The organism is Halobacillus andaensis (assembly GCF_014636475.1).
In the GTDB taxonomy this organism is placed as follows: domain Bacteria; phylum Bacillota; class Bacilli; order Bacillales; family Halobacillaceae; genus Halobacillus_A; species Halobacillus_A andaensis.
Map to the genome: position 1 here is coordinate 369,238 of NZ_BMEL01000001.1, position 26,143 is coordinate 395,380.

Below are 26,143 nucleotides of genomic sequence, written 5' to 3' on the forward strand. Positions count from 1 at the left end.
AAAACTAGTAGAAGTCGAGGATCTTTGTTATGCAAAGGTCCTCTTTTGTGTAGAAATGGATAACTTGAGGTGGAATAACCGTTGAAGATTGGGTATCGTACGATAAAAACAGCTATCGGCACACCATTTGCCATATGGATTGCTACTTTATTAAATTTAGAGAATTTTGCATCGGCAGGAATTCTGACGATTCTATGTATACAAATCACAAGGAAACGTTCGATGTTATCTGCGTGGCATCGGTTTGCTGCGTGTATGATTGCTATCGTTTTTTCATTTATTTTTTTCGAGTTAATCGGGTATAATCCTCTTGCAATAGGTCTTATGTTATTTGTTTTCATCCCTACAACCGTATGGCTTAAGATTACACCGGGCATTGTGACCAGTTCTGTCATTATCCTGCATCTTTTTGTAGCTGAACCAATTGGGTGGGGAATTATTATAAATGAATTTTTATTAATCATTGTAGGGATTGGAACTGCGTTACTGCTTAATTTATACATGCCTAGCCTAGAAGGGAAGCTGGAAGATTATCAATTAAAAGTTGAAGATAACTTTTCAACGATCCTTAAAGAAATTGCTCGCTATTTACGCGATGGTAATGAGGTTTGGATCGGTAAAGAACTTACCGAAACAGCTTCTCTTCTTGAGGAAGCTAAATCACTGTCTTTTCGTGATGTGGAGAATCATTTATTAAGAACGCATAATAAGTATTACCATTATTTTCATATGAGAACGAAGCAATTCGAAATACTGGAGCGTATACTTCCGCTCGTTACGCGAATCTGGGGAGATAATAAGCATGCCCATGTAATTGCCGATTTTTTTGAAGATCTATCAGGAGCCATTCATCCGGGAAATACGGCCGTCATTTACTTGCAAAAGCTAAAAGAAATGAGAGATGAGTTTCGAAATGATGATCTGCCTGCTACGCGGGAAGAGTTCGAAAAAAGAGCGAGCCTTTTTCACTTATTAAATGAAATTGAACAATACTTAATATTTAAACGCTCCTTTAAGAAAAGTGATGTATAAGCTCAAGGGAATGAGGCATACTTTGAAAAAAGGATGACAATGATGCCTTTCATTCATATGTTTTATTTTATAACTGCGTTATTTCTCCCTCCAGCTGTAACTGATGATACATTAGTAATTGTAAATAAATCTTCTAATGAACTAGTGGCTTATCAATACGGTGAAGCGATCTTTCAATCAGAAGTAGCGACAGGAAAAACGAAGGAATTGACGCCTGAGGGTGAATTTACATTTAAAGTAAAAGCTATTGATCCTTATTATAGGAAGAAAGATATTCCTGGAGGAGATCCCGAAAATCCTTTAGGGAGCCGCTGGATTGGATTTGACGCTAAAGGAACCGATGGAAGAATCTATGGTGTTCATGGAACCAATGACCCTGATTCAATCGGGAAAGCTGTGTCGGCAGGATGTATTCGAATGGAAAATGAAAAAGTTGAAAAGCTTTACTCTTTAGTGAAAGAAGAAACAGACATTATTATTACTTCAGAAACTGTAGAATTTGACGAGTTATATGAAAATTGGGAGAAAGATCAATTAAAGCAAATTTTAGGAGGCTAAGCCGAGCATCTGCTCGGCTTTTTTATGTAAAAAAAAGAGCCTATTAAATAATAGACTCCTTCATTTAGCTGCGTATTATAAAAAGAAAGAAGCTCCTGCGAGAAGAGAAGATAGGAACATAGAAAGGATCATTAGGTAAATGATGAACTTCATACGTTTCTCACGTTTAGACTTTTTCTTTTTTGCTGGTTCATTTTGATTAGCCAAGGTATAGTAACCTCCTTCATTTCCTACTACAAACATTTTAAATGATATCAAAGAATTGGACAAGGGAGAGAAATGAATTAAAATAGTATTATGAATTCTACTAATTTTTTGAAACGTAAGCGCTTTATTTCTGGTATGCTTACTATATAGTTTTACTAGAGGGGGTAGACACATGGGAAATTCATCAGATTTTCAGCAAGGAAAAGAGAAGTGGGAAGCAGATGTTGAAAAAGCAAGTCAACGTTTCCCTGAACGAAAGAAGCAATTTGTAACGAGCTCTGATATTGAAATTGATGCTTTGTATACTCCATCTCAAGAGGAAACACACTCATATGAAAAAGATTTAGGATTCCCGGGGCAGTATCCTTATACTCGAGGAATACAGCCTACCATGTATCGTAGCCGTTATTGGACGATGAGGCAATATGCAGGATTCGGGTCGGCGAGCGAAACGAATAAGAGATTTCGTTATTTATTAGGTCAAGGCCAAACCGGGCTTTCTGTTGCATTTGACTTACCTACTCAAATTGGTTATGACTCTGATGACCAGATGGCCGAAGGAGAAGTCGGGAAAGTTGGGGTAGCGATTGATTCACTTAAGGATATGGAAGTTCTTTTCGATCAAATCCCTTTAAATGAAGTAAGTACTTCGATGACAATAAATGCTCCCGCCTCTATTCTGTTAGCTATGTATATTGCTGTAGGTGAAAAACAAGGAGTAAAAGCAGAGGAACTCACAGGCACCATTCAAAACGACATTCTTAAAGAATACATTGCAAGAGGTACATATATCTATCCTCCTAAACCGTCGATGAGATTAATCACGGATATTTTTGCGTATTGTCAGGAGAACTTACCGAAGTTCAATACCATTAGCATTTCCGGCTATCACATTAGAGAAGCTGGTTCAACGGCGGTCCAAGAGGTAGCTTTTACGATTGCAAATGGAATCGCCTATGTAGATGCCGCCATTGAAGCTGGATTAAAAGTGGATCAGTTTGCTCCACGTTTAGCTTTCTTCTTCAATGCTCATAATCAATTTTTTGAAGAAGCAGCAAAATACCGTGCGGCAAGAAGAATATGGGCTAAGATTATGAAGGAGCATTACCAAGCTGAGGATCCTAAAAGCTGGAAGATGCGGTTTCACACCCAAACGGGCGGTAGTACATTAACAGCCCAGCAGCCAGATAATAATATCGTCAGGGTCACCCTTCAAGCTCTAGCAGCTGTAATGGGCGGTACGCAAAGTTTACACACGAATTCTAAGGATGAAGCACTCGCTCTTCCAACTGAAGACTCTGCTCGAATCGCGCTTCGAACGCAGCAGATTATCGCACAGGAAAGCGGTGTGGCTGATACAATTGACCCTCTTGCAGGATCCTATTATGTGGAAGCGCTAACAGATAAGATTGAAGAACAAGTAAATGAGTACTTAACCCGCATATCTGAAATGGGCGGGGCGGTTCAAGCTGTGGAAGAAGGATATATGCAGCGTGAGATTCATCAAACGGCTTATGACGCCCAAAAGAGAATTGAATCGAAAGAAGATATAATCGTTGGGTTAAATGAATATAAAGTGGATGAAGAAATCAATCCAGATTTATTAAGAGTAGATGAAAAATTAGAAGAAAATCAAATCAATCGAACTCAGCAAGTACGGGTGACTAGAGATCAACAAAAAGTAGATAAATGTTTAGAGTTGCTAAGAAAAGCAGCCAATACTAACGATAACGTAATGCCTCATATCGTCGAATCAGTGAAAGCTTATGCCACTGTAGGAGAAATTGCGAACGTACTCAGAGCCGAATTTGGAGAATATACGGCAATGTAGGAAGGATGACATAATGATGAAACCTATTCGTGTATTAATCGCTAAGCCGGGTTTAGATGGCCATGATCGAGGAGCTTTAATTATTGCCCAAGCATTAAGAGACCATGGGATGGAAGTTATTTATACTGGATTAAGACAGTCCCCTGTGCAGATTGCAAGAGCAGCTGTTCAGGAAGACGTAGATGTAGTCGGTCTGTCTTCATTATCAGGAGCCCATAAATCTTTATTTCCTAAAGTAGTAGAAGCTTTGGCCGATGAGCAGGCAGCAGACATCCCAGTTATTGGAGGGGGAGTCATTCCAGCAGAGGATATTCCTTATCTTGAGGAAAAAGGGGTCGCTAAGATTTTCACTAGCGGAGCACCAACGGATGCCATAGCTGTTTATATTAAACAGTTAATGAATCATGATACGATAGAACCACCTAAGAAAATTGCTCATATAGGAATAGCCGTGGAAAGCTTAGAGATGGCACTGCCTTTTTACCAAAATACATTAGGTCTTTCATTAGAAGCTGTTGAAGAGGTAAGTTCAGAAAAGGTCCGTGTGGCATTTTTTCCTATAGGAGATACAAAGATTGAATTACTTGAGCCTACCAGCGATGATTCTCCCATTCATCAATTTATTTCAAAAAAAGGAGAAGGCATTCACCACATTGCACTAGAAGTGGATGATATTTCGCATAGATTGCAACAATATATAGATGAGGGCGTTGCCTTAATTCATAACGAGCCTAAAGAAGGAGCCCACCAAAGTCAAATTGCTTTTCTGCATCCAAAAGCTGCGAAAGGCGTTATGTATGAACTTTGTCAACCGAACCAGGAGGACTGATTGAAATGGATATTTACGATAAAATTAATGAACTCTATGATAAGCGCCGGCAAGTTCAATTAGGCGGCGGTGACGAACGTATTGATAAACAACATGAAAAAGGCAAGTGGACAGCAAGGGAACGAATCGATTACTTAGTAGACGAAGGCTCCTTTGTAGAGTTGAATCCATTTATTGAACATCGGCATAATGATTTCGGGATGAACGGAAAAGAAGCTCCCGGAGAAGGTGTAGTAACAGGGTACGGAAAAATTCATGGAAAGCCGATTTATTTATTTGCACAGGATTTTACCGTTTTTGGCGGAGCATTAGGTGAAATGCACGCGAAAAAGATTGCTGCGGTAATGGATTTGGCAGTGAAAAATGGTACGCCATTTATTGGATTGAATGATTCAGGCGGAGCTAGGATTCAAGAAGGTGTGTCCTCTTTAGACGGATACGGACAAGTTTTCTATCGCAATTCTATATATTCAGGAGTTATTCCTCAAATAAGTGTCATTATGGGTCCTTGTGCTGGTGGAGCTGTGTACTCTCCAGCCATTACAGACTTCGTTATTATGGTGGAAAAATCTTCGCAAATGTTTATTACGGGTCCTAAAGTTATTGAAACAGTAACCGGAGAAAAAATATCTTCAGAAGACTTGGGTGGAGCGGACGTACATAATTCGCTCAGTGGAAATGCTCATATTAAAGCAGAAAATGAAGCAGAAGCGTTAGACGCAGTACGTCAGTTAGTTCAGTATTTACCCCAGAACAGTAAAGAAAAGCCACCTATACTTGAAGTAGATGAATCAGATGATTACCGCCCTGATTTAACAGATAAGATTCCTTTTGATCCGATTCGTCCTTATGATGTGCGTACTATTATAGACGAGGTTGTAGATGAGGGTTCTTTTTTTGAAATACATTCAGATTTTGCTAAAAATATTGTAGTAGGATTTGGAAGATTGAAGGGTGAAAGTGTAGGTCTCATTTGTAATCAACCCAAATATATGGCCGGCGGATTAGACATTGATTCAAGCGACAAGGCGGCTCGATTTATTCGATTCTGCGACTCTTTTAACATTCCGTTAATTACTTTTGAGGATGTAACTGGATTTTTCCCTGGTATAAAGCAGGAGCATGGCGGTATCATACGTCACGGTGCAAAGATTCTATATGCCTATTCAGAAGCCACTGTTCCTAAACTTACCGTGATAACAAGAAAAGCATATGGAGGCGCTTATGTAGCTTTAAACAGCAAGTCCATAGGAGCTGACCTTGTTTATGCCTGGCCTAATGCTGAAATCGCTGTAATGGGACCTGAAGGAGCAGCGAATATCATTTTTGCTAAGGAGATTCAGGAAAGTGAAGCACCAGAAGAGACAAGGCAAAATAAAATCAACGAATATCGTGAAAAGTTTGCTAATCCTTATGTCGCTGCAGGGCTTGGGATGATTGATGACGTTATTGATCCTCGAGAGACGCGACTTACTCTGATTAAAGCTTTGGATATGTTGAGAAATAAACACGAAGATCGTCCATATAAAAAACATGGAAACATACCACTTTAATTGACATGCTATGATCGTTCGGCTAGCGTACAGAGGGTAGTATGTTTACATAGAGAGGGGTTTTGGTTTTATGGTAACGATTAACAAGCAACGACTATTAGATGAATTTTTAGAGTTGGTGCAAGTTGACTCTGAAACAAAAGAGGAAGCTGAAATAGCTGAAGTTTTAAAAGATAAATTTACCCAGTTAGGACTTGAAGTCATAGAAGATGATGCGAAAGAGAAAACCGGTCATGGTGCGGGAAATTTAATATGTAATTTACAGGGCTCTAACCAAAGTGCAGATACGATTTATTTTACATCTCATATGGATACAGTGGTACCTGGCAATAACATTAAACCTTCTGTAGAAAATGGGTATGTAATTACAGATGGAACAACCATTCTTGGTGCGGATGATAAAGCTGGGATTGCAGCTATTCTGGAAGCGGTCAGAAGTCTTAAAGAACAAAACATCGACCACGGAGATCTTCAATTTATTATTACAGTGGGGGAAGAAAGTGGCCTTGTTGGTGCAAAAGCACTAGAGGCCAGGCACTTAAAAGCCAAGTATGGCTATGCCATAGACAGTGACGGCCAAGTTGGAAACATCATTGTAGCTGCTCCTACTCAAGCTAAAATTTTAGCGAAAGTAAAAGGGAAAACCGCCCATGCTGGTGTAGCTCCTGAAAAAGGAGTGTCAGCTATCACGCTTGCTTCTAAAGCTGTGGCGAAAATGCCGCTTGGACGGATTGATGAGGAAACCACGGCAAACATTGGCAGATTTGAAGGTGGAAAGCAAACGAATATAGTTTGTGATTACGTCGAAATCTTAGCAGAAGCTCGTTCTTTAGTGCCTGAAAAAATGGAAAAGCAAGTTGAAAAGATGAAACAAGCTTTTACTGAAACGGCTGAAGAAATGGGCGGTGAAGTTGAGCTTGATGTAGAAGTTATGTATCCCGGGTTTAAGCACGCTGAAGGAGATCAAGTCGTAGAGGTTGCGCGAGCAGCGGCAGCAAAAATTGGCCGCGAAAGTGAGCTGTTAACGAGCGGTGGAGGAAGCGATGCTAATATAATCGCTGGATTTGGCATTCCTACTGTAAACTTAGCTGTAGGTTATGAAGAAATTCATACGACCAATGAACGAATCCCTGTAGCTGAACTCGAAAAAGTTGCAGAATTCATTACCTCAATTATAGTTGAGGCTTCTGAACAATAAAACAAAGAACAGCCATGTCAAATACATGGCTGTTTTTATGGTATAATGTGAGAACAACCGTTCGAAAAAAGGAAGGATCACTATGTCGAAGTGGTATCCAAAAAGCGGCCGCGTCATTTTTCACGTTGATATGAACAGCTTCTATGCTTCCGTTGAAACGGCTTTTAACCCTGCATTAAAAGGTAAACCTTTAGCCATTGCAGGGAATCCAGAAGAGCGTCGAGGGATCGTTGTTACGAGTAGTTATGAAGCAAGAAAATATGGCGTTAAAACGACAATGCCTGTTGGAGAAGCAAAGCGTCTTTGCCCTGATTTGATCGTTATGCGTCCTACGTTTGAACGATATCGAACAGCTTCTAAAGAAATGTTTAAAATTTTAGCTGACGTGACCGATCTCGTGCAGCCTGTTTCTATTGATGAAGGTTACCTTGATATTACTGGCTGTGAAGCTCAAGGGTCTCCCCTTGAAATTGCAGATAAAATACAAACAAGAATTAAAGAAGAGTTAGATCTACCCTGCAGTATAGGGGTTGCGCCTAACAAATTCTTAGCTAAAATGGCGTCAGATATGAAGAAACCTATGGGGATTACAGTATTACGTAAACGGGATTTACCGAAACAGTTATGGGTTTTGCCCATTGAAGAAATGTATGGGGTTGGAGAAAAGACAGCTGAGAAGTTAAGAAAAATAAAGATTTATACCATAGGAGATCTTGCGCATCATTCTACTTTTGAATTGAAACAGCTTTTAGGAGTAAATGGCGAAAGGTTGCAAAATAGAGCAAATGGAATTGATGAGCGGCCTGTTGACCCAGAAGCAGTCCACGAGTTTAAAAGTATAGGTACGTCTACTACACTAGCTCAAGACACAACGGATGATATTGAAATACGTCGAATATTTAGACAACTGGCTAATAAGGTTGAGGCACGAATGAAAAATAAAAGCGTCGTTGCTAAAAATGTGCAAATCACGATTCGTTACCATGATCGAAAAACGATAACACGCAGTAAACAGCAATTGGATTTTTTAGAAACGGGAGATGATCTCTTTCAAGTCTCTATGCAGTTATTTGACGAACATTGGAATCAAATGCCCGTTAGACTGTTAGGCATTACAGCTCAAGACTTAGCTGAAAAATCTGAAGTGACTCAGCAGCTGGACATATTTAGTTATGAGCAGTATGCGAGTAAAGAAAAGCTTTATAAAGTCATGGAGAGTTTAACTGAGAAATATGGGGAAGATACGTTTCGCTCTTTAAAAAACAACGAAGAAGCAAAGGTCACCACAAGTTTCCAAAAAGATTTCTTAGATGATTATAAAAAATAGCCACCTGTTTTTTCTAAAACAGGTGGCTTTATATTTTAGGATTTTCTTGAGGCAGTGACTTTTCTTTTTCGACTCGGTAAGTTATATGGAGTAGTAAAGGTTGTAAATAATTGTTCGAACTGATCTAAGATAGCCAGGGCGAGTAAACCATTTCCTTCCGCAGATTTTGGGTAACCAAGGGGAATCGTACGTCTAACAAGCTGTGCGTAAAGTTCTGCCTCAGTTAACCTCCTGTCAAACTGCTCCTCAGCTATCTTCGTTATTAATGCCAATGCCCCGGAAACGTGAGGAGTAGCCATAGAGGTGCCTGATAACTTTGCATATTTGCTGTCTAAATAAGTAGATAGTATGTTTACGCCCGGTGCTACGAGGTCAATTTCATCATTTGTGTTACTGAATGGAGCAATTTCTTTATTAAAATTTATCGCACCAACTTGAATGACTTCATTGTACGAACCTGGATAAGCGAGCTCATCTGTATCATGACGGTCGTCTCCCTCATTTCCCGCCGCACAAACGACAGGTATTCCCTCATCAACGGCTCTCTTGACCGCTTCGTAAAGTTCAGGTACATCAGTAGGTCCGCCAAGGGACATGGAGATCGCCCTTACTTTTTCGCCATTTTCACCTTCCCAGTCTATGGCGTAATGTATTCCATCAATAATCCATTGATAGTCACCGCTTCCATCCTCGCTTAGCACTTTAACCACTAAAATATTGGCAGCAGGTGCCACACCGTATATACCTTCTTCATTAGCTGAAGAAGCAGCAATTGTACCGGCTACATGGGTTCCGTGACCATTATTATCATCATAATTTTCTTCATCCCCATTGTCGTCGGTAGTAAAATTCTTTCCTCCAACAATGCGGTCCTTTAAATCAGGGTGATCAATCTGACAGCCCGTATCGATGACTGCAATTACGTTTCCTTTTCCCTGCTCGGTTTTTTCCCATACATCAGGAGCTTGAATCATTTTTACACCCTCAGGTGTTTCAGAGGAAACCTCGATAATTTCGTCAATTTCATAAGGGATTAAATGAATTTTACTCATCATACTCCTCCTTCATAAGTTATACAGCAAGGTACACTATTGGATTTTTGCTATGAATAAACATCAGCTCTTAAGGGTTAAAATTGCACATATGGTACATGTTCCCTTGTTTATATTTGTAAAACGTTGAGAAAGACCTATATTTTTAAAAATAGATGCAATTTTTAAAATTAAAAAGGCAGAACACTTTTCAACAGGCTGAAAGAACGCTAATATAGTATAAAAAGAAATAATGAGAGAGTAGGAGTAGATAAGATGAAGTTACTTGAAGAAATTTTGGCTCATAACGAACAGTTTGTGGATAGTAAAGCCTATGAAAAGTATCAGCGTGGAAAACTCCCTAATAAGAAACTTGTGATTGTTTCTTGTATGGATACGAGATTAGTAGAATTACTTCCTAAAGCGATGAATGTAAGAAATGGTGACGTAAAAATCGTCAAAACCGCTGGTGCAGTGGTTTCTCATCCATTTGGCAGCATTATGAGAAGTATTCTTGTAGCGATTTACGAACTAGGTGCAGAAGAGGTTTGCGTTGTTGGTCATTACGATTGTGGAATGGCCAGTTTAGAGTCGGAGAGCATTATGAATAAAATGAAAGATCGAGGAATTCAAAAAGAAACATTAAATACGTTAAATTATTCAGGTGTTGAGTTAGAGCAATTCTTGCAAGGCTTTAGCAGTGTAGAAGATAGTGTGAAACAGAGTGTTTCCACTGTTAATAATCATCCTTTATTGCCCGAAGGTGTTCCTGTTCATGGCCTCATTATTGATCCAGAAACGGGTAAGCTAGATAAAGTTATTGACGGATATTAATAAGTAAAAAACACAACTCAATTTATTGAGTTGTGTTTTTTTTATAGACCTATGTTATTATTCCTTACATGAGCGGCGGAATGTGGTGGGTTTAATGTTAGATTTTCTTACATAACAACTGACAAACAATTATTTTTCATCTATCCTTATACTAACGAAACAGAAAAGGGGAGCAGCTAGTTAGTTTTGTGAAATCATTTTCCATTTCGTCCTAGTCCTGTTTACAATAAGAAGTTTTTAATTAAGGGAGGAATAGTTAAATGGAACAGTCTAAAAGTTATAAGGCGAGAGATGAGTATAATTGGATTATGGATATTTCAGAACCTAATCAGTTAAGAAATGCCGTTTATGAAATGAAACAGTATTATATTAATAAACTTATAGAAGCTAAATTGTTAGATGATTCAGCTAAGGATGAATGTACACTTACTGTTAGTCAGCTTAAAATAATTATGGATCATCACCAGCTTCTGTAGGCGGGATACTTCAATTAAATAACTTTGTTGATTAAAGGAGTTAATTATGTCTTCTTATAAGGATAAGAAAGTCATTACAATTGGAATTGTGAATGAAATCACAGGTTTGACGTGCCGAATGATTCGTTATTATGAATCACGGGGCCTGATTTTTCCAGAACGAACGGAGCGAGGAACAAGAAAATATTCCTTCTCTGATATCGAATTATTGATGGAAATTGCAGATAAACGGGAGGAAGGAATCCAAACCTATGAAATCAAACAAGAATTATTAAACGACAATAAAAAACGTGAAGTACGAGACCAATTGATTCAAGGTCAGCTTAATGCCCAATTTAATATGAAAAAGTTGTAAACCGCCGTGGATATGGCGGTTTTTTAATGGCTGTACTTATACATATTAAGTTAAAAGCTTTGCATAAAATTATTATTGACCATACTGGTCGAAAGGAATATAATGTAATGGACCACATTGGTCTACGGATCCTGAAGGGGGTAATTTCCATTACTCATAAGTTTGAGAGTTTAGAAGAAGAAAAGAAAAACAGAATTTTAAATGCCGCTTTTAAAGTATTTGCGGAGAATTCATATGAACAAGCTTCAACGAATGCCGTAGTTAAAGAGGCACAAATAGGAAAAGGCATGTTGTTTTATTATTTTAAGAATAAAAAAGCATTATATCGTTATCTCGTTGAATATAGTTTTGACTTTATAAAGGAAAAGTACCTCGTGCATATTGATGGAGAAGAAAGAGATCTTATTGAAAGGTTTAGAAAAACAACAATCATTAAAATGCAAGCGTTCAGAGAGTTTCCGCATGTTTTTAACTTTATAGGCAATGTTTTAGTAAATGGTGAAGAACAGCTGCCAGAGGGGTTAAAGCCGAAATATATAGAACTGCAAAGGCAAGGATTTGCAAAGCTATATGAGAATATAGACTATTCGTTGTTTCGCGATGACATTGACAGAGAGAAGGCCTTTCAACTTATTCAATGGTCTATAGACGGTTACCAGGAACATATTAAAGCTAAGTTAAAAGATGAAAATATAACGACCCTGAATATGGATAAATATTGGGAGGAATTTAACGAATATTTAGAAGTGTTAAGAACGAGTTTTTATAAAAAAGGGGTGATTTAAAATGTCAGTTCTAAAAACGAATCATTTAACGAAAAAGTATGGTGACTTTAAAGCGCTTGATGCTGTAAATATTGAAGTGAAAAAAGGAGAAGTTTATGGGTTCATTGGGCCAAACGGGGCGGGAAAATCGACGGCTATACGAGTGCTGCTTGGCATTTTGAAAGCAACAGAGGGAAGCGCTGAGATTTTTGGTCAAGACGCTTGGAGAGACGCAGTAGAGATTCATAAACGCATTGCTTATGTACCCGGAGATGTCAACCTGTGGCCGAACTTAACAGGTGGCGAAGTCATAGATTTGTTTATGAAACTACGAGGAAATAAACAAAGCAATTATCGTGAAGAACTTATGAAAAGGTTTGATTTGGATCCTACCAAAAAGTGCAGAACGTACTCTAAGGGGAACCGCCAAAAAGTAGCTCTCATAGCCGCCTTTGCATCTGATGCTGATTTATATATTTTAGATGAACCTACCTCTGGCCTGGACCCTTTAATGGAACGAGTATTTCAAGAGTGTGTTCTAGAAGTAAAAGAAAAAGGGAAAAGTGTGTTACTTTCAAGCCATATTCTTTCAGAAGTAGAAAAATTATGTGATCGTATCGGTATTATTCGCCAGGGGAAGATTATTGAAACTGGTACGTTACAAGAATTAAGGCATTTAACGAGAACAAATTTATTAGTAGAAACGAGGAATACAATAGCAGGGTTACATCATTTGAAAGGTGTGCATGAGCACGAAGCTGAAGGAAACACCCTTCGTTTTCAAGTGGATACAGAAGAGTTGGAGCATGTGATCGCCCATATCGCTCAGTACGGAGTCATAAAACTGGAAAGTGCGCCGCCGACATTAGAAGATTTATTTATGCGTCATTATGAGGGAATGGAGGATTCATCCGAAAGAGGAGGTGTATCCTAATGTTACGGAAGTCTCTTGCACAGACGAAGGTTTTAACTTTTTTTGTTATTCGACGAGATCGTATTCGTATACCAATTTGGATAATTTCCATTGTCGCTTTTACATTATTAGTCGTGCTATCATTTACAAGTTTATATGGAACTGAGCAAGAAAGGTTATCTATGGCTGAAACAATGTTGAATCCGGCGATGACGGCTATGGTAGGTATAGGGTATGGATTAGACAATTACACGATCGGTGCGATGATGGCCCACCAAATGTTACTTCTAAGCAGTGTCACTGTAGGAATAATGAGTATTCTACTAATAGCCCGCCATACACGTGGCGATGAAGAGGAAGGGCGGATCGAGCTCATTCGTTCGCTTCCATCGGGAAGACTATCTACTTTATTAGCTTCGGTTATTGTATTGTTTGGTGTGAATGTGCTTCTAGCCATGTTATTAGCTGTTGGATTGTTTGCTTCTGGAGTAGATAGTATAGATTTGGAAGGTTCGCTATTGTACGGGGCAGTCATGGGAGCAACAGGCATTTTTTTCACTGCTGTAACAGCCCTGTTTGCTCAACTGTCTGAATCATCGCGAGGAACAGTCGGTCTATCTATGATTGTTCTTGGAATCGCGTATCTTGTACGTGCTATTGGGGATGTAAGTAACGAAACCCTATCATGGTTTTCTCCGTTTGGCTGGGTAACTCGTACTGAAACATATGTAACTAACATTTGGTGGCCGCTTTTACTATTATTAATGGTTTCTATTGTTCTGTTCGCGGTTGCATTTTATCTTAGCAGCATTCGTGATTTACAGGCTGGCTTTTTGCCTTCAAAACCAGGGAGAAAACATGCTTCCCCATTTCTGCAGGGGCCAGTAGGGTTAGTAGTCAGGCTCCAACGGACAGCTATTATTTCTTGGGCAATCGGTATGTTTGTGCTTGGTGCTTCTTATGGGTCTGTGCTCGGTGACCTTGATTCTTTTTTTGAAGAAATAGATATGATGGAAGAGCTGTTACAACCTATATCTGGTGTTTCTTTAACAGAGCAATTCATTACAATGTTAATGTCAGTGATTGCTATGATCGCTACCATTCCTCCTTTAATGATCCTATTTAGACTTAAGGGGGAAGAAATAAAAAATCGAATGGACTCATTTTTAAGTCAATCAATTTCTCGCTATCAATTAGCAGGAAGTTATTTTCTAGTATCTTTAGTCGTAGGTTTCTTCATGCTTTCCTTCGCTGCTTTAGGTATGGGGAGTGTAGGCACCACAGTCATGAACAATGAAATTACATTATTGACTTTTTATCAAGCTGCAATTGTCTATTTACCTGCTATGTGGTGCATGATTGGGTTGGCTGTGCTTTTTGTAGGATTCAAACCTTCCTGGTCCGTTTTGACTTGGTTGTATTTAGGATTCTCTTTTATAGCCGTGTATTTAGGAGGTTTATTTCAGTTCCCGGAATGGGTGTTGAATTTATCACCTTACGCTCATATCCCTAAACTCCCAGTTGAAGACATGTCCTTTATTCATGTCATTATATTAATCGTACTTGCATTATTAGTTGCAGCGGCAGGGTTTGTTGGATACAGAAGAAGAGATATAACAGGGTAAGAATTATGAATGAACTCGTCATTTTCTAAAAGGGGAAATGACGAGTTTTTTATTTGACTTTTCACAAGTTGTGCATGGACCACAATTGAAAAGGCTTAAGTTTGTGGTATATCCACGTTGTCACCAACTGACATTAATCGTTATAATTTTCTTAATAGATCAAATACTAAAAAATCTATTGAATAGATCCACATGGTTTTAAATGCATGATAGAAAGGGTGTGGTGATCTTGGAAGCCATAAGTAAGAATTTTTTCTTATACCTTTCCAACAACAAAGTCTTAGATCGTTTAGCGAAGCGATTTGGATCAAGATTTGGGGCTGACAAGATTGTAGGAGGAGAAACATTTAGTCAGGCAATACCAATTATAGAACAGCTTAACCATGATGGATTGCAAGTGACGGTTGATCATTTAGGTGAATTTGTTACTTCAGAAGAAGAGGCTCGTAACCGTGCTGAAGAATGTGTAGAAGCGGTTCAATTGATTGCTGAAAACCAACTGCAGTCAGAGATCTCTTTAAAGCTAACTTCTTTAGGTCTCGATATCAGTCATCAATTAGTAATCGAAAATATGGAGAAAATCCTCAAAGAGGCTCAAGCACGTGAGGTAACGGTTACAATTGATATGGAAGACTCATCGAGGTGTGAGTCCACTTTAGAAATTTATAAATCTTTAAAAAAAGATTATTCAAATTTAGGTACAGTTATTCAATCGTACCTTTATCGTTCAGATTGTGACATTGAGGAACTTCATTCCGTCGACCCATATTTAAGACTTGTGAAAGGCGCCTACAAAGAATCTGGAAAAGTAGCATTTATTGACAAAGAAATGGTCGATTCTAATTTAAAACACTTAATTAAGAAAAATTTAAAGAATGGGCATTATACGGCGATAGCTAGTCATGATGATGCGATCATCAATTATACGAAACAGCTTGAACGAGAGATGTCTCTCTCTAAAGATCAATTTGAGTTTCAAATGCTTTATGGAATGCGCAATGAAACTCAAAAGCAGCTTGTGAAAGAAGGATATACTGTACGTGTTTATCTGCCTTATGGAGAAGATTGGTACGGTTATTTTATGAGACGCTTGGCTGAACGGCCGGCAAATGTTGCTTTTGCTATTAAAGGTATTTTTAGTAAATAAATTTTAAAATTGGAAAGGGGAATAAAACTATGGTTACACCTTATAAGCATGAACCGTTTACAGATTTTACAATTGAGGAAAATAAGAAGGCTTTCGAAGAGGCGCTCAAGCAAGTAAAGCAAGAACTTGGTCAAAAACACGATCTTCTCGTTGATGGGGAAAGAATTCGTACCGATCAAGAAATTGTTTCTACTAATCCGGCTAATACAAAAGAAGTAGTCGGAACAGTTTCAAAAGCAAACCAAGAGATAGCTGAAAAAGCCATTCAAGCAGCTGCCACTGCATTTGAAGATTGGAGAAAATGGGATGAGCGTGCACGTGCCGAACTACTATTCCGTGCAGCAAGTATTATTCGCCGTCGTAAGCATGAATTCTCAGCTTATCTTGTTTATGAAGTAGGAAAGCCTTGGAAAGAAGCCGATGCTGATACTGCTGAAGCAATAGACTTCCTTGAATACTATGGTCGTCAAATGATTGAACTAAAAGATGGCAAACCTATTGAAAGCCGTGACGGTGAGCAAAACCGTTATATATACACCTCTACTGGTGTAGCTGTTGTTATTCCACCTTGGAACCTGGCATTTGCTATTATGGCTGGAACAACAGTTGCCCCACTAGTCACAGGAAGCACAGTTGTTATGAAACCGGCCAGTAATAGTCCGGTTATTGCAGCAAAGTTTGTTGAAGTCTTAGAAGAAGCGGGACTTCCTAAGGGTGTACTAAACTTTGTACCTGGAAGCGGAGGAGAAGTTGGAGATTATTTAGTGGATCATCCAAAAACGGCCTTAATCTCATTTACTGGCTCCCGCGACGTCGGAACGCGTATTCTTAAGCGAGCGGCAGACATTAAAGAAGGACAGACTCACATTAAGCAAGTCATCGCTGAAATGGGTGGGAAAGATACTGTAGTAGTTGATAACAAAGCTAACCTTGAAACTGCAGCTGAAGCCATCGTCGTATCTGCTTTTGGATTTTCTGGTCAGAAGTGTTCTTCCGGTTCCCGTGCAGTGGTGCATGAAGACGTTTACGATGAGCTGCTTGAAATGGTCAAAGAGAGAACAGAAAAATTAACTGTTGGAAATGCGACAGAAGAAAATGTGTATATGGGTCCTGTAGTAGATCAAGGAGCCTATGATAAAGTAATGAGCTATATTGAAGTTGGTAAAGAAGAAGGAAGACTAGTTACAGGAGGAAAAGGAGACAATTCTAAAGGGTATTTTATCGAACCAACAGTGTTTGCTGACTTGGCACCTAAATCCCGCATGCAGCAAGAAGAAATTTTTGGACCGGTTGTATGTTTTACAAAAGCTAAAAACTTTGACGAAGCTATTGAGATTGCCAACAACACAGAATATGGTTTAACGGGTGCTGTCATTTCTGACAATCGTGATCACCTAGAAAAAGCGAAACGTGATTTCCATGTCGGTAACCTTTACTTTAACCGTAACTGTACGGGCGCCATTGTAGGATACCAGCCATTCGGCGGATTTAAGATGTCCGGCACCGACTCTAAAGCTGGCGGACCAGATTATCTTGCCCTTCACATGCAAGCAAAAACTATCTCTGAAATGTATTAAGAGACAGGGGTTAAGAAGCTCTCCATAACTGGAGAGCTTTTTTTCTTTTTCTTTCCATCATTAATCGCTATAATAATGGGTAACTAGTCACAAAGTGACGCCTTGGAAAGGTATGGATTTTTATGGAAGTAAAAGAGTTGATTTTTCAAGTAGACGATGTACACAAAGCTACAGAGCTTATTAGTTCAAGATTAAAAAAACCCGTGATTATAGAAAATAAAAACTTTGAACTGATTTCTTACAGCTCTTCTTTTGATGAGTTTGATCAAACACAACAAAAAACGATCCTTTCCAAAAAGTGCCCAATCTTTATTATTGACCGTCTTAAAAAAGAAGGGATTGTTCAAAGGTTAGAAAAGAGACCTGACCCCATTAGGGTTCAGCCGATTGAAGAACTTGGTTTTCATCAACGAATCGTCATTTCCGCCAAGCATCTTGGACATACGATGGGATATGTTTGGGTGCAAGAATCTGATCGATTATTAAAAGATGACGAGCTTACATTTTTAGAAGAGATTACGCCTCATATAGGAAAGTTAATTTATGATGTTTATGCCAAGGCTAATGCGAAAGAAGGGCGTAAGGAAGAACTTATTTGGAAAATGCTTCATCACGAGTATGGCAGTGAGAGTCAGATTCGTCACGATGCATCTTTGGCCAAGCTTCCCTTGCCAGAGCGATTTTCAGTGGCTGTCTTTTCCATCACAACACCGAAGCATAAATACATGCTTGATTATTTAGAAAAGGTTATTCAACAATCTCCAGAACGAAAACAACTGCAATATTTGAAAACAGAGTTTCAGATCATTATCGTGGTTCTAGGAACAACAGAAGAGGAATTTTCTTCACGCGAAATTGCGAGGAGATTAACTGATGATGTTAAATATGAGACAGGGGAAAAAGAATTTTATCATTTTCTCATAGGAGTAGGAAAAGAGTATACGACTCTATACAATTTAAGAAAAAGCTTTTTAGAAGCCTTAGAAGTCATTGAAACAGCAAACTTTATCACACCTCGACCTGAGTCAATGCCCCGTGAGTTTGCTAAGCTGGGCATTTACCGCTATCTTGCTGCTCTTTATGAAAAAAATAGTTCAGAAGATTATTACAGCGAGGATCTGCTTAAACTAATTCAAAATGACACAGAAAAACAAACCAATCTATTACGTACATTAGAAGTCTACCTTGCTAATAATGGCAAAGGGAAACAAACAGCCACTCAATTGTATATACATCCTAACACGCTTAATTATCGAATCAAACAAATTCAAGAGCTGACGAATATTGATTTTAATGATTTTAATATGAAAAGCTATATTTATACTGAACTGCTTCTGCTTAACAACGTGGAGGCTTATTATCAGCGTTATATGGAAGCATTATAAATCTTCCTCATGTTTGAGGGGGATTTTTCTGTTTTTATAGAAGAAATTACAAAAGTAGTGAAACTTTTGTAAGGTTGTCATCGTTATGTAATATAGTATCCATTTCAGTGAAATGGAAAGTAAAAAGAGGAGGGGTTAAAAAATGCTAGAAAGTACTTTATCCGTAATTATTTTAATGATCTTAGGAGTGGTGGCCCTCGCAGGGGGAATCATCACCTTTGTCATTTTTCGATTGCGTTACAAAACAGCAAGCTCAAATGAAGCATTAATTGTAACAGGGCCAAAGCTTGGTGATCCCGAAAAAGAAAAAAACGTATTTGAAGATGATAACGGTCGTTCCGTTAAGATCATTCGAGGTGGAGGATATCGCTTACGTATGTTCCAAACGGCTACACCGATCGATTTGACTTCTTTTCAACTGCAAGTAAACTCAGAAAAAGCATATACGAAAGAGGGAATTCCCGTACGTGTAGCAAGTACTGCGGTCATTAGTATCGGGAGCGAACTGGAAATTATGGCGAATTTTGCTGAGAAATTTTTAGGGAAGAAGCAGAATGAACGGGAATCTGAATTGAAAGATGTGTTGAACGGTCACCTTCGTTCAATTATTGCTTCACTTCCAATCGAAAAAATTTATAACGATTTCAAAGAAGTAAATACACAAGTGAAGAAAATTGCCGAGTCGGATTTAAAGGGAATGGGTTTTGAAATTACGTCGTTTGCTTTAAATGACGTAGAAGATGTGGATCAAGAGAATGGTTACATAGACGCACTAGGTCGCCCTCATATTGCTGAAGTGCAGAAAAAAGCAAATATGGCGGAATCTGATGCAACAAAAGAAACTCGCATTTATCATGCAAAAAATGATCAGGAAGCAAAAGATGAAGAAAACCGCCGTCTCACTGCTGTAGCTGAATCTACAAATGAAAAAGAAATTAAAGAAGCTGAATTTCAAAAAGAAACAAACCGTGCTAAAGCAAAAGCTGATCAAGCAGGCGAACTTGAAAGACAAAAACTTGCTCAGCAAATTAAAGAAGAAGAGCTGAAGGTGAAATACATAGAGAAGCAGCGAGCCGTTGAGCTGGAAGAAGAAGAAAACAAACGTAGACGCTCTATCGCCGATGCACAAGCTTATGAAGTAACCAAGCGAGCGGAAGCCGAAGCAGATACCGAGCGAATTAAGGGTGAATCTGAAGCGGAGGTCATCCGCCAGCGTGGTATGGCAGAGGCTGAATCGAAGGAGCGTATGGCCAAAGCGATGGAACATTATGGCGAAGCTGCGATCATGGAAATGTTGATCGGTGTGTTACCTGACTACGCAGAGAAGGTTTCAGCGCCGCTGTCACAAATTAAAGACATGCGAGTCATTGATATGGGAGGATCCAATTCTCAAGGCGGATCGGCTAAAGTAGCGAATAGTGTAACGTCTACGATGTTGGGCATCCAGGAATCTTTGAAAGAAACAACAGGCATGGACTTAAAAGCAATGCTTGAAAGCTATGTATCTCGAGGTCACGTAAATAACTTTAGTTCAGAGGCTAACAAGTCGTTCGAAGAAGTCTCATCAACAAAGGAAGAAGATTCACAACCGGATGAAAGTGGTAAAGAAGAAAACCAATCATAAAAAGTAAATTCATTTAAATGTAAAGAGCATGTAGTATATCCGTTGTACTACATGCTTTTTTATGATCAAGCTCTGTTAATCGCTATTATTGAGGAAAAAGCTTATTAGAGATGCTCCTACCGAAAAAAGGTGGCAAGAACCTATAGCGGCATGTATTAAGAATACTCGATATAATCATTTCATAAAAAGCTGTTTCAAAAAAGTCGTTGAAACTTTTTGAAAGAGAAGACGTAAATAAAAGTAACTTCAAATAAGGACGTGATCAAATGGAAGCGGATGAATTGGCGCCAAATATTAAAGAATATAAGCAAATCTTTTATGACATGGCTGAGGAGTTTAAGTGGACGGATAAAAAAGTTCTCATGCTCGCGGCTTCTGTTTATGTTATGCATGACCAGCGATTTTCTCCCCGGCAATTTAAGGAACTGTGCGAGTATATAAAAAAAGAATCTGGGCTTTTTTCTCCTTTGAAGTCAGATTTGCGCTTTACAGTGGCTGCTCTTTTAGACGTACATGGAGAGGCCCCAAAAGAAAAGTATGATAAGTTGCATCATGTGTACGATAAGTTAGTTGAGCACGGGTTTAAAAAAGGAAATTTTACGTATATTGCAGCTCTCATTATTCTAACGGGTGAACGATTACAAGCAGAAGATGACCAAATGAATCGAGCGCTTACTATTTATAAAGAAATGAAAAATGAACACCCTTTTCTGACAGCAAAAGAAGATTATCCGTTGGCTTTCCTTCTGTCTAAAACAGATGGAGAAGTAAAGGATGTCGTAAATAGGGTGGAATTTTTTTATAAGAAATTGAGTCAGGATGTTTTCCGTAAAGGAAATGATCTTCAATTCTTAAGTCACATTTTATCTTTGGATGAAGAACACGAAAACGAGCGTTTAGTTGAAAGGGCTGGCCACATCTATGATCAAATGAAACATCTTTCCATTAAACCTAAAACTGTCCATTACCCTGAAATCGGATTGCTTTCTCTTTTTAATGAAGGAACCAAAGAGTTAGAAACCATTAAAGCAGTTAAAAAAGATCTTGATCAATCTAAACACTTCAAATGGAATAAAGACATAAATTTTAAAATGGCAGTTAATTTGTCGGTTAGTCATCGTCTGAAGGACTCAAGTATTGCAGCCACAGGATTATTTACAACCATAGAATCAATTATGCAAGCGCAGCAGGCTGCCATGATGGCAGGAATGGTAGGGGCAGTAGCTGCTTCAAATACTACCAACACTTAAAAAAACAGCCAATTGGCTGTTTTTTTAATGTAAATCCTGGTTTGGAGCTGGAGCATAACTATTCGTCATTTGAGCAATATCTTGAGGGGCCAGTTGAGGGACTTGATAGTACCCGTGTTTATTTTGGTACAGAAACACTTCGTAACTCATTTCAATGAGATTAGGAACACTATCGGCTATCACTCTTCTTAAGACTGGATTCGTCATTTCTAATGCAGTCATTGACATTAAAGAAGCTAAGCCTTTCGTTTGACCAAGCATATAAGCGGAAAGGCCTTGATCGGATAGGTCATTAATCGACTCATTTGGCTTTTTAGGCTTAGTGGGCTGCATACCATAGGTTACATCATTATTTTGTTCCATCTTGTAAATGTGAGTCGACTGGGATGGTTTAGCTCCGGTTTGTAAGCATTCAACCATAATGTTATACAACTCTGTTAAAAATGATGACTGACGTGAAGCGATTTGTTTAAGCTCCTCATCTTGCATGTGCTGATCGTATAATTGATATTGATCTAATAAGCTTATAACGGAAGCAATCACTTCATGAGCATCAAACAATTCGTGCCCTCCATGACTCATAGAAGTGGGAAGGTTAGCAGAAGACTGTGGATTATTATTTGGCAGTTGTTGGTCCATATTTATTCCTCCTATAAAATGAATTCCTCCCTATTGTGATGCTCTAGACTATAATTATGCATAGGCAAATAAAAATCCCGAGCTATAGTAGCTCGGGACAATCGTTAACCCGTATTTCGAAGTCCTGCAGCAATTCCGCTTATTGTAAGCAAAACTTCCGTTAGTAATTCTTCATCAGTTTCATCAAGTTCTCGAAGTTCCTTGATCAAATCGACTTGTAAGAAGTTTAAGGGATCCACGTAAGGGTTGCGCAAACGAACAGATTCTTGAATAGTCGGTTGATGATCAAGTAACTCGTTGTCACCTGTAATCTTGAGTAGAATCTCTTTAGTTGTATTATATTCATCAACGATGTTTTGGAAGATGCGTTCACCCATTTCCCGATCATTTACAAGAGCTGAATATTCTTTAGCCGTAGGCATATCCGCTTTTGTAAGAGCCATTTGTAAATTGTCGATTGTGGACCGGAAAAATGGCCAGTTTTGATACATTTGTTTTAAATGAGTTAAATTTTGATCGTTTTGATCCGCATATCCTGCAAGGCCGGTACCTGCTGCATACCAGGCAGGGAGGAGCTGACGGTTTTGAGTCCAAGCAAAGACCCACGGAATGGCACGCAGGTTTTCGAATTTTGTACTGTCTTTACGTTTCATAGGACGTGATCCAATATTTAATTCACTGATTTCTTGTAGAGGTGTCACTTCATTGAAATAAGTTAAGAAGTCTTTATCAGCAAATACAAGCGACTGATATTTTTCCAATGAAGCATTTGCGATATCCTCCATCACCTGCTCCCAATGCTCCTCCCAGCTTGTAGCTTGTTCTGTTTCTCTTGAAACGTGAGCCGCTCCTTCAAGAAGGGTAGAAACACCTTGTTCCAGACTACGATAAGCAATGTCAGTTAATAAGTATCTAGAAGATAACACTTCACCTTGCTCGGTAATCTTTACTCCATCTCCAAGTGTTTCTACAGGCTGTGACGCAATGCTTCGGTTTAGCGGACCGCCGCCGCGACCAAGAGAACCACCGCGGCCATGGAAAAACTTAAGTCCTACGTTAAAGTCTTTAGCCATTTCGTGTATCTCTTGTTGAGCTTTATACAATCTCCAGTTAGCCGTTAGAGTACCACCATCTTTACTGCCATCGGAATAGCCCAGCATAATTTCCTGATCGTTACCGCGGGCGTTTAAGTGTTTCTTATACACATCCATAGAAAATAGGGTTTGTAGGATCTCAGGTCCGGCTTTTAAGTCATCTACAGTCTCGAGTAAAGGAGCAATGTCTAAATTGCTCTCTACTTTACCATCCGCATGCAATCTGTAAATTCCTGCTTCTTTTGCAAGAAGGAGAACTTCCAGTAGGTCACTGGCCGATTCTGTCATGCTGATCAAGTAAACTTGAATGGAGCGTTTGCCAAACTCTTTATGTGCTTCTCTAATGAGTTGGAAAACTTTAAGCATTTCTTGAGTTTCTTCAGAATAATCTTCATTTAATAAGGAAATAGGGCGGGGATCCCTTAGTACTTGACCAAGTAAATCCACTTTTTCTTGTTCGTTTAATTCAGCATAATTTTCAGTAATATCAACTTTTTGCAGCAGCTCGGTTATGGCCGTTTCGTGTTCGCCGCTGTGGTTACGAATATCTAATGTAGCTAAATGAAAGCCGAATAGCTTAACTTGTCTAATCAGTTTCTTTAACATTTTTAATTCGCGTTTAGTCGGATGATGGTAATGTACGTTTTCTTGAATTTCTTCTAAATCTTTTTGTAATTCATCCGCTGTTTCATAACCAACCCTTGATGTTCCTACTTGGCGCAAACGCTCAAGAATAATGGCAAACTTGCGTCGGTAAATTTCACTCTCAACCCGCCAGCGTTTGTCTTCAGGGATGGTCTCCTCTTCTTTTCGAATCGTATTCAAAAAGTCTTCACTTATCTTGACTCTTGTAGTCGAATGACTAAACCGTTTCATCAATTCAACTAACACAGCATCATATTTTTTTAGTACTAATTTACGTTGTCTTTCTAAAGTAGACCACGTAACTTCGGGAGTAACATTCGGATTTCCATCACGGTCGCCGCCAATCCAGGAACCAAAATGCAAGAAATTTGGCACTGTCCAATCTTCATCAGGATAGACCTCTTCTAAGCGATTTTCCAGTTCCTGATGAATGTCGGGCAGTACATCGAACAATGTTTGATCAAAATAATACAGACCATTACGTACTTCGTCCATTACCGTTGGTTTTCTGTGGCGTAGTTCATCTGTCTGCCATAATACGGTTACTTCATTAAACAAGCTTTCTTCAATGTTTTCTCGTTCGTGGCTTGTTAATTGAGGGTGGTCTAACTTGATTAATATATTAGCAATTCTTTTTTGAATTTCCAATACAGTTCGTTTTGTTGCTTCTGTTGGATGTGCAGTGATTATAAGTTCTAGAGATAATTCATTTAACACGTTTTGAATGACATCTTTTTCAATGTTATTTTCTTTAAGATTAGTTACAGCACTTTCTAAGGAGTAGGGCTGTACTCCATGATCCTCACGTAATTGATATTCACGACGTCTGCGGATGCGGTGGTTTTGTTCCGCAATATTGACAAGGTGAAAATAAATAGAGAAAGCACGGATAACTTGTCCTCGTATAGGGGGTTCAAGATTTGAGATTTTTTGTTTTAACTTTTCATAAGTATCAGATTCGCGGTTTTCCCTTAAATCCTTTGTAAGCTTGCGAATCGATTCCACCTTGTTAAGTAATTCTTCTCCACCATGGTGGACAAGAATCTCACCAAGCATGTTTCCTAGTAAGTTTACGTCCCGTCGTAACGGTGTCGTATGGTCATTATTTTTTGTTTGTAGTGTCACGCTTTCACCATCCTGTATAATCATTGTGATTACCACGGTTTGTAGACCGTGACTCATATTTTAATTATGTTATCAGAATTTTTTGGATAGTCAAATGAATAGGTTGAGGAAAACCTTATTGAAAACGCTTTATTTATCACTTTCTGTGCGATTTTGTTCGATATATTCAGCGACCTTAAAGGCAAGATCATCGTTTTCGAATAAGGCTAATATTTCTAATAGCGCGTCACTTGAAATAAGCTCTGATTCATTTTTTGGTGCCGTTTTTTCTATAGCCTCGTTAAGTTTCTCATTTTTACTTTGATGCGGGTATGCTTCTTCGTAAACTTGTATAGGATCCAAATTGTTATTGATGCACCACTGGGCAAAAATTACAATCATCATATCTTCATCTTGTCGATATTTTTGTATCACACGTTCTTCAATTTCTTTCTTTTCCATGATTTCCCTCCATTCTATGGGCTAATCCTCATTTATGACTAACAATAAATAAGGTGATAAAATTATAATAACTATTATATAAGAGGAGGGTATCGATTGTACAAAATAGTGATGGCTCTCATTTTTATTGTAGTTTTAGCTGTAATCTTCACTCCGTCTTTCGTTGAACGTATGGCAGGAGGTAAAGAAGTTGATAAAAAGGAAGAAGTAATGTTTGAAAAAGATGGAAAACAAGTAACGTATTCTCAAGAAGAATTGAAGGATCAACTAACGGCTATTCAATACGAAGTAACTCAGAAAGACGGAACGGAAAAAGCTTATAACAATGAATATTGGGACTTGAACGAGGAAGGAATATATGTAGATATTATTTCTGGTGAACCGCTGTTTAGTTCAAATGATAAATACGAGTCGGGTACAGGCTGGCCCAGTTTTGTAAGACCGCTAGTTGAAGACAACATCGTAGAAAAAGAGGATCCTGGCCTCTTTGGAGTTCGTACAGAAGTGAGAAGTAAACATGCTGATTCCCATTTAGGCCACGTATTTGATGACGGACCTGATCCAACGGGACTTCGTTATTGTATGAATTCCGCAGCCTTGAAGTTTATCCCGAAAGCTGAATTAGAGAAAGAAGGATATGGAGAATTTTTAACTGAATTTGAAGAATAGAAGCCCTCAAAATG

General features: G+C 38.7%; 24 protein-coding genes. 19 read left to right on the forward strand and 5 right to left on the reverse strand.

Annotation, left to right across the window (positions count from 1 at the left end):
• Positions 1-81 precede the first annotated feature (81 nt).
• A complete protein-coding gene (locus tag IEV27_RS01920; protein WP_188375761.1) occupies positions 82-1,032 on the forward strand; it encodes an aromatic acid exporter family protein in 951 nt (316 codons plus the stop codon).
• 57 nt (positions 1,033-1,089) lie between these two features.
• Positions 1,090-1,590, forward strand: a complete 501-nt coding sequence (locus tag IEV27_RS01925) for a L,D-transpeptidase (protein ID WP_229734898.1) — start codon at positions 1,090-1,092, stop codon at positions 1,588-1,590.
• Positions 1,591-1,665: 75 nt separating this feature from the next.
• Here IEV27_RS01925 and prli42 read toward each other — a convergent pair whose 3' ends face one another.
• Positions 1,666-1,797, reverse strand: coding sequence for a stressosome-associated protein Prli42 (prli42, locus tag IEV27_RS01930; RefSeq protein ID WP_229734807.1), 132 nt, complete (start codon positions 1,795-1,797; stop codon positions 1,666-1,668).
• Between the two features lie 172 nt (positions 1,798-1,969).
• On the opposite strand from prli42, the gene IEV27_RS01935 reads away from it, so the two are divergent.
• The 5 genes from IEV27_RS01935 (at position 1,970) to IEV27_RS01955 (ending at position 8,535) form a co-directional block, all read left to right on the forward strand.
• Positions 1,970-3,628 carry an acyl-CoA mutase large subunit family protein gene (locus IEV27_RS01935; RefSeq protein WP_188375764.1) on the forward strand — a complete coding sequence of 553 codons (1,659 nt, stop codon included), beginning with the start codon at positions 1,970-1,972 and terminating at the stop codon, positions 3,626-3,628.
• A 16-nt stretch (positions 3,629-3,644) separates the two neighbouring features.
• Positions 3,645-4,457, forward strand: a complete 813-nt coding sequence (gene mce, locus IEV27_RS01940) for a methylmalonyl-CoA epimerase (protein WP_188376788.1) — start codon at positions 3,645-3,647, stop codon at positions 4,455-4,457.
• A gap of 5 nt (positions 4,458-4,462) precedes the next feature.
• The gene (locus IEV27_RS01945; RefSeq protein ID WP_188375765.1) at positions 4,463-6,010 is read left to right on the forward strand and encodes an acyl-CoA carboxylase subunit beta; all 1,548 of its coding nucleotides are present in this window, start codon (positions 4,463-4,465) and stop codon (positions 6,008-6,010) included.
• 70 nt (positions 6,011-6,080) lie between these two features.
• Positions 6,081-7,208 (forward strand): M20/M25/M40 family metallo-hydrolase, encoded by a 1,128-nt coding sequence (locus IEV27_RS01950; RefSeq protein ID WP_188375766.1) that lies wholly within the window; start codon positions 6,081-6,083, stop codon positions 7,206-7,208.
• A gap of 82 nt (positions 7,209-7,290) precedes the next feature.
• A complete protein-coding gene (locus IEV27_RS01955; RefSeq protein WP_188375767.1) occupies positions 7,291-8,535 on the forward strand; it encodes a DNA polymerase IV in 1,245 nt (414 codons plus the stop codon).
• A gap of 35 nt (positions 8,536-8,570) precedes the next feature.
• Here the strand turns inward: IEV27_RS01955 and IEV27_RS01960 are convergent, their stop codons facing one another.
• Positions 8,571-9,587 (reverse strand): S8 family peptidase, encoded by a 1,017-nt coding sequence (locus tag IEV27_RS01960; protein WP_281063569.1) that lies wholly within the window; start codon positions 9,585-9,587, stop codon positions 8,571-8,573.
• Positions 9,588-9,842: 255 nt separating this feature from the next.
• Here IEV27_RS01960 and IEV27_RS01965 point away from each other — a divergent pair, with 255 nt between their 5' ends.
• The 11 genes from IEV27_RS01965 to IEV27_RS02015 all read left to right on the forward strand — a co-directional run bounded on the left by IEV27_RS01965 (position 9,843) and on the right by IEV27_RS02015 (position 21,516).
• Positions 9,843-10,400, forward strand: a complete 558-nt coding sequence (locus IEV27_RS01965) for a beta-class carbonic anhydrase (protein ID WP_188375769.1) — start codon at positions 9,843-9,845, stop codon at positions 10,398-10,400.
• Between the two features lie 260 nt (positions 10,401-10,660).
• Positions 10,661-10,876 (forward strand): hypothetical protein, encoded by a 216-nt coding sequence (locus tag IEV27_RS01970; protein WP_188375770.1) that lies wholly within the window; start codon positions 10,661-10,663, stop codon positions 10,874-10,876.
• A 46-nt stretch (positions 10,877-10,922) separates the two neighbouring features.
• Positions 10,923-11,231, forward strand: a complete 309-nt coding sequence (locus IEV27_RS01975) for a MerR family transcriptional regulator (RefSeq protein WP_188375771.1) — start codon at positions 10,923-10,925, stop codon at positions 11,229-11,231.
• A 26-nt stretch (positions 11,232-11,257) separates the two neighbouring features.
• Positions 11,258-12,016 (forward strand): TetR/AcrR family transcriptional regulator, encoded by a 759-nt coding sequence (locus tag IEV27_RS01980; protein WP_229734809.1) that lies wholly within the window; start codon positions 11,258-11,260, stop codon positions 12,014-12,016.
• A 1-nt stretch (position 12,017) separates the two neighbouring features.
• Positions 12,018-12,929: an ABC transporter ATP-binding protein gene (locus tag IEV27_RS01985; protein WP_188375772.1), complete on the forward strand. Its 912-nt coding sequence runs from the start codon at positions 12,018-12,020 to the stop codon at positions 12,927-12,929.
• On the forward strand, positions 12,929-14,533 hold the full coding sequence (locus IEV27_RS01990; protein ID WP_188375773.1) for an ABC transporter permease: 1,605 nt from the start codon (positions 12,929-12,931) through the stop codon (positions 14,531-14,533). The genes IEV27_RS01985 and IEV27_RS01990 overlap by 1 nt, the downstream gene beginning before the upstream one ends.
• 229 nt (positions 14,534-14,762) lie before the next feature.
• Positions 14,763-15,680 carry a proline dehydrogenase family protein gene (locus tag IEV27_RS01995; RefSeq protein ID WP_188375774.1) on the forward strand — a complete coding sequence of 306 codons (918 nt, stop codon included), beginning with the start codon at positions 14,763-14,765 and terminating at the stop codon, positions 15,678-15,680.
• A 29-nt stretch (positions 15,681-15,709) separates the two neighbouring features.
• Positions 15,710-17,257, forward strand: a complete 1,548-nt coding sequence (pruA, locus tag IEV27_RS02000; RefSeq protein ID WP_188375775.1) for an L-glutamate gamma-semialdehyde dehydrogenase — start codon at positions 15,710-15,712, stop codon at positions 17,255-17,257.
• Between the two features lie 122 nt (positions 17,258-17,379).
• On the forward strand, positions 17,380-18,642 hold the full coding sequence (locus tag IEV27_RS02005; RefSeq protein ID WP_188375776.1) for a PucR family transcriptional regulator: 1,263 nt from the start codon (positions 17,380-17,382) through the stop codon (positions 18,640-18,642).
• Positions 18,643-18,784: 142 nt separating this feature from the next.
• Positions 18,785-20,266 carry a flotillin family protein gene (locus IEV27_RS02010; protein WP_188375777.1) on the forward strand — a complete coding sequence of 494 codons (1,482 nt, stop codon included), beginning with the start codon at positions 18,785-18,787 and terminating at the stop codon, positions 20,264-20,266.
• Positions 20,267-20,532: 266 nt separating this feature from the next.
• The gene (locus IEV27_RS02015; RefSeq protein WP_188375778.1) at positions 20,533-21,516 is read left to right on the forward strand and encodes a DUF4003 family protein; all 984 of its coding nucleotides are present in this window, start codon (positions 20,533-20,535) and stop codon (positions 21,514-21,516) included.
• Positions 21,517-21,540: 24 nt separating this feature from the next.
• Here the strand turns inward: IEV27_RS02015 and IEV27_RS02020 are convergent, their stop codons facing one another.
• The 3 genes from IEV27_RS02020 to yxiS all read right to left on the reverse strand — a co-directional run bounded on the left by IEV27_RS02020 (position 21,541) and on the right by yxiS (position 25,460).
• Complete coding sequence (locus IEV27_RS02020; protein WP_188375779.1) at positions 21,541-22,155, reverse strand: spore coat protein; 615 nt, start codon at positions 22,153-22,155, stop codon at positions 21,541-21,543.
• Between the two features lie 104 nt (positions 22,156-22,259).
• Complete coding sequence (gene ppc, locus IEV27_RS02025; RefSeq protein WP_268235618.1) at positions 22,260-25,019, reverse strand: phosphoenolpyruvate carboxylase; 2,760 nt, start codon at positions 25,017-25,019, stop codon at positions 22,260-22,262.
• Positions 25,020-25,148: 129 nt separating this feature from the next.
• Positions 25,149-25,460, reverse strand: a complete 312-nt coding sequence (gene yxiS / locus IEV27_RS02030) for a protein YxiS (protein ID WP_188375781.1) — start codon at positions 25,458-25,460, stop codon at positions 25,149-25,151.
• Between the two features lie 96 nt (positions 25,461-25,556).
• Between yxiS and msrB the strand changes: the two genes are divergently transcribed.
• Positions 25,557-26,129 (forward strand): peptide-methionine (R)-S-oxide reductase MsrB, encoded by a 573-nt coding sequence (msrB, locus tag IEV27_RS02035; RefSeq protein WP_229734813.1) that lies wholly within the window; start codon positions 25,557-25,559, stop codon positions 26,127-26,129.
• Positions 26,130-26,143 lie beyond the last annotated feature (14 nt).

Excerpts from the sequence above, each read along its gene's own strand:
- IEV27_RS02005 (WP_188375776.1), top strand. The coding sequence starts at position 17,380 with ATGGAAGTAAAAGAGTTGATTTTTCAAGTAGACGATGTACACAAAGCT.
- IEV27_RS01975 (WP_188375771.1), top strand. The coding sequence starts at position 10,923 with ATGTCTTCTTATAAGGATAAGAAAGTCATTACAATTGGAATTGTGAAT.
- IEV27_RS02010 (WP_188375777.1), top strand. The coding sequence starts at position 18,785 with ATGCTAGAAAGTACTTTATCCGTAATTATTTTAATGATCTTAGGAGTG.
- IEV27_RS02015 (WP_188375778.1), top strand. The coding sequence starts at position 20,533 with ATGGAAGCGGATGAATTGGCGCCAAATATTAAAGAATATAAGCAAATC.
- IEV27_RS01950 (WP_188375766.1), top strand. The coding sequence starts at position 6,081 with ATGGTAACGATTAACAAGCAACGACTATTAGATGAATTTTTAGAGTTG.
- IEV27_RS01945 (WP_188375765.1), top strand. The coding sequence starts at position 4,463 with ATGGATATTTACGATAAAATTAATGAACTCTATGATAAGCGCCGGCAA.
- IEV27_RS01970 (WP_188375770.1), top strand. The coding sequence starts at position 10,661 with ATGGAACAGTCTAAAAGTTATAAGGCGAGAGATGAGTATAATTGGATT.
- IEV27_RS02020 (WP_188375779.1), bottom strand. The coding sequence starts at position 22,155 with ATGGACCAACAACTGCCAAATAATAATCCACAGTCTTCTGCTAACCTT.
- IEV27_RS01965 (WP_188375769.1), top strand. The coding sequence starts at position 9,843 with ATGAAGTTACTTGAAGAAATTTTGGCTCATAACGAACAGTTTGTGGAT.
- yxiS (WP_188375781.1), bottom strand. The coding sequence starts at position 25,460 with ATGGAAAAGAAAGAAATTGAAGAACGTGTGATACAAAAATATCGACAA.
- IEV27_RS01935 (WP_188375764.1), top strand. The coding sequence starts at position 1,970 with ATGGGAAATTCATCAGATTTTCAGCAAGGAAAAGAGAAGTGGGAAGCA.
- IEV27_RS01980 (WP_229734809.1), top strand. The coding sequence starts at position 11,258 with ATGGCTGTACTTATACATATTAAGTTAAAAGCTTTGCATAAAATTATT.
- IEV27_RS01960 (WP_281063569.1), bottom strand. The coding sequence starts at position 9,587 with ATGAGTAAAATTCATTTAATCCCTTATGAAATTGACGAAATTATCGAG.
- pruA (WP_188375775.1), top strand. The coding sequence starts at position 15,710 with ATGGTTACACCTTATAAGCATGAACCGTTTACAGATTTTACAATTGAG.
- IEV27_RS01925 (WP_229734898.1), top strand. The coding sequence starts at position 1,090 with ATGTTTTATTTTATAACTGCGTTATTTCTCCCTCCAGCTGTAACTGAT.
- IEV27_RS01985 (WP_188375772.1), top strand. The coding sequence starts at position 12,018 with ATGTCAGTTCTAAAAACGAATCATTTAACGAAAAAGTATGGTGACTTT.
- mce (WP_188376788.1), top strand. The coding sequence starts at position 3,645 with ATGAAACCTATTCGTGTATTAATCGCTAAGCCGGGTTTAGATGGCCAT.
- IEV27_RS01955 (WP_188375767.1), top strand. The coding sequence starts at position 7,291 with ATGTCGAAGTGGTATCCAAAAAGCGGCCGCGTCATTTTTCACGTTGAT.
- IEV27_RS01990 (WP_188375773.1), top strand. The coding sequence starts at position 12,929 with ATGTTACGGAAGTCTCTTGCACAGACGAAGGTTTTAACTTTTTTTGTT.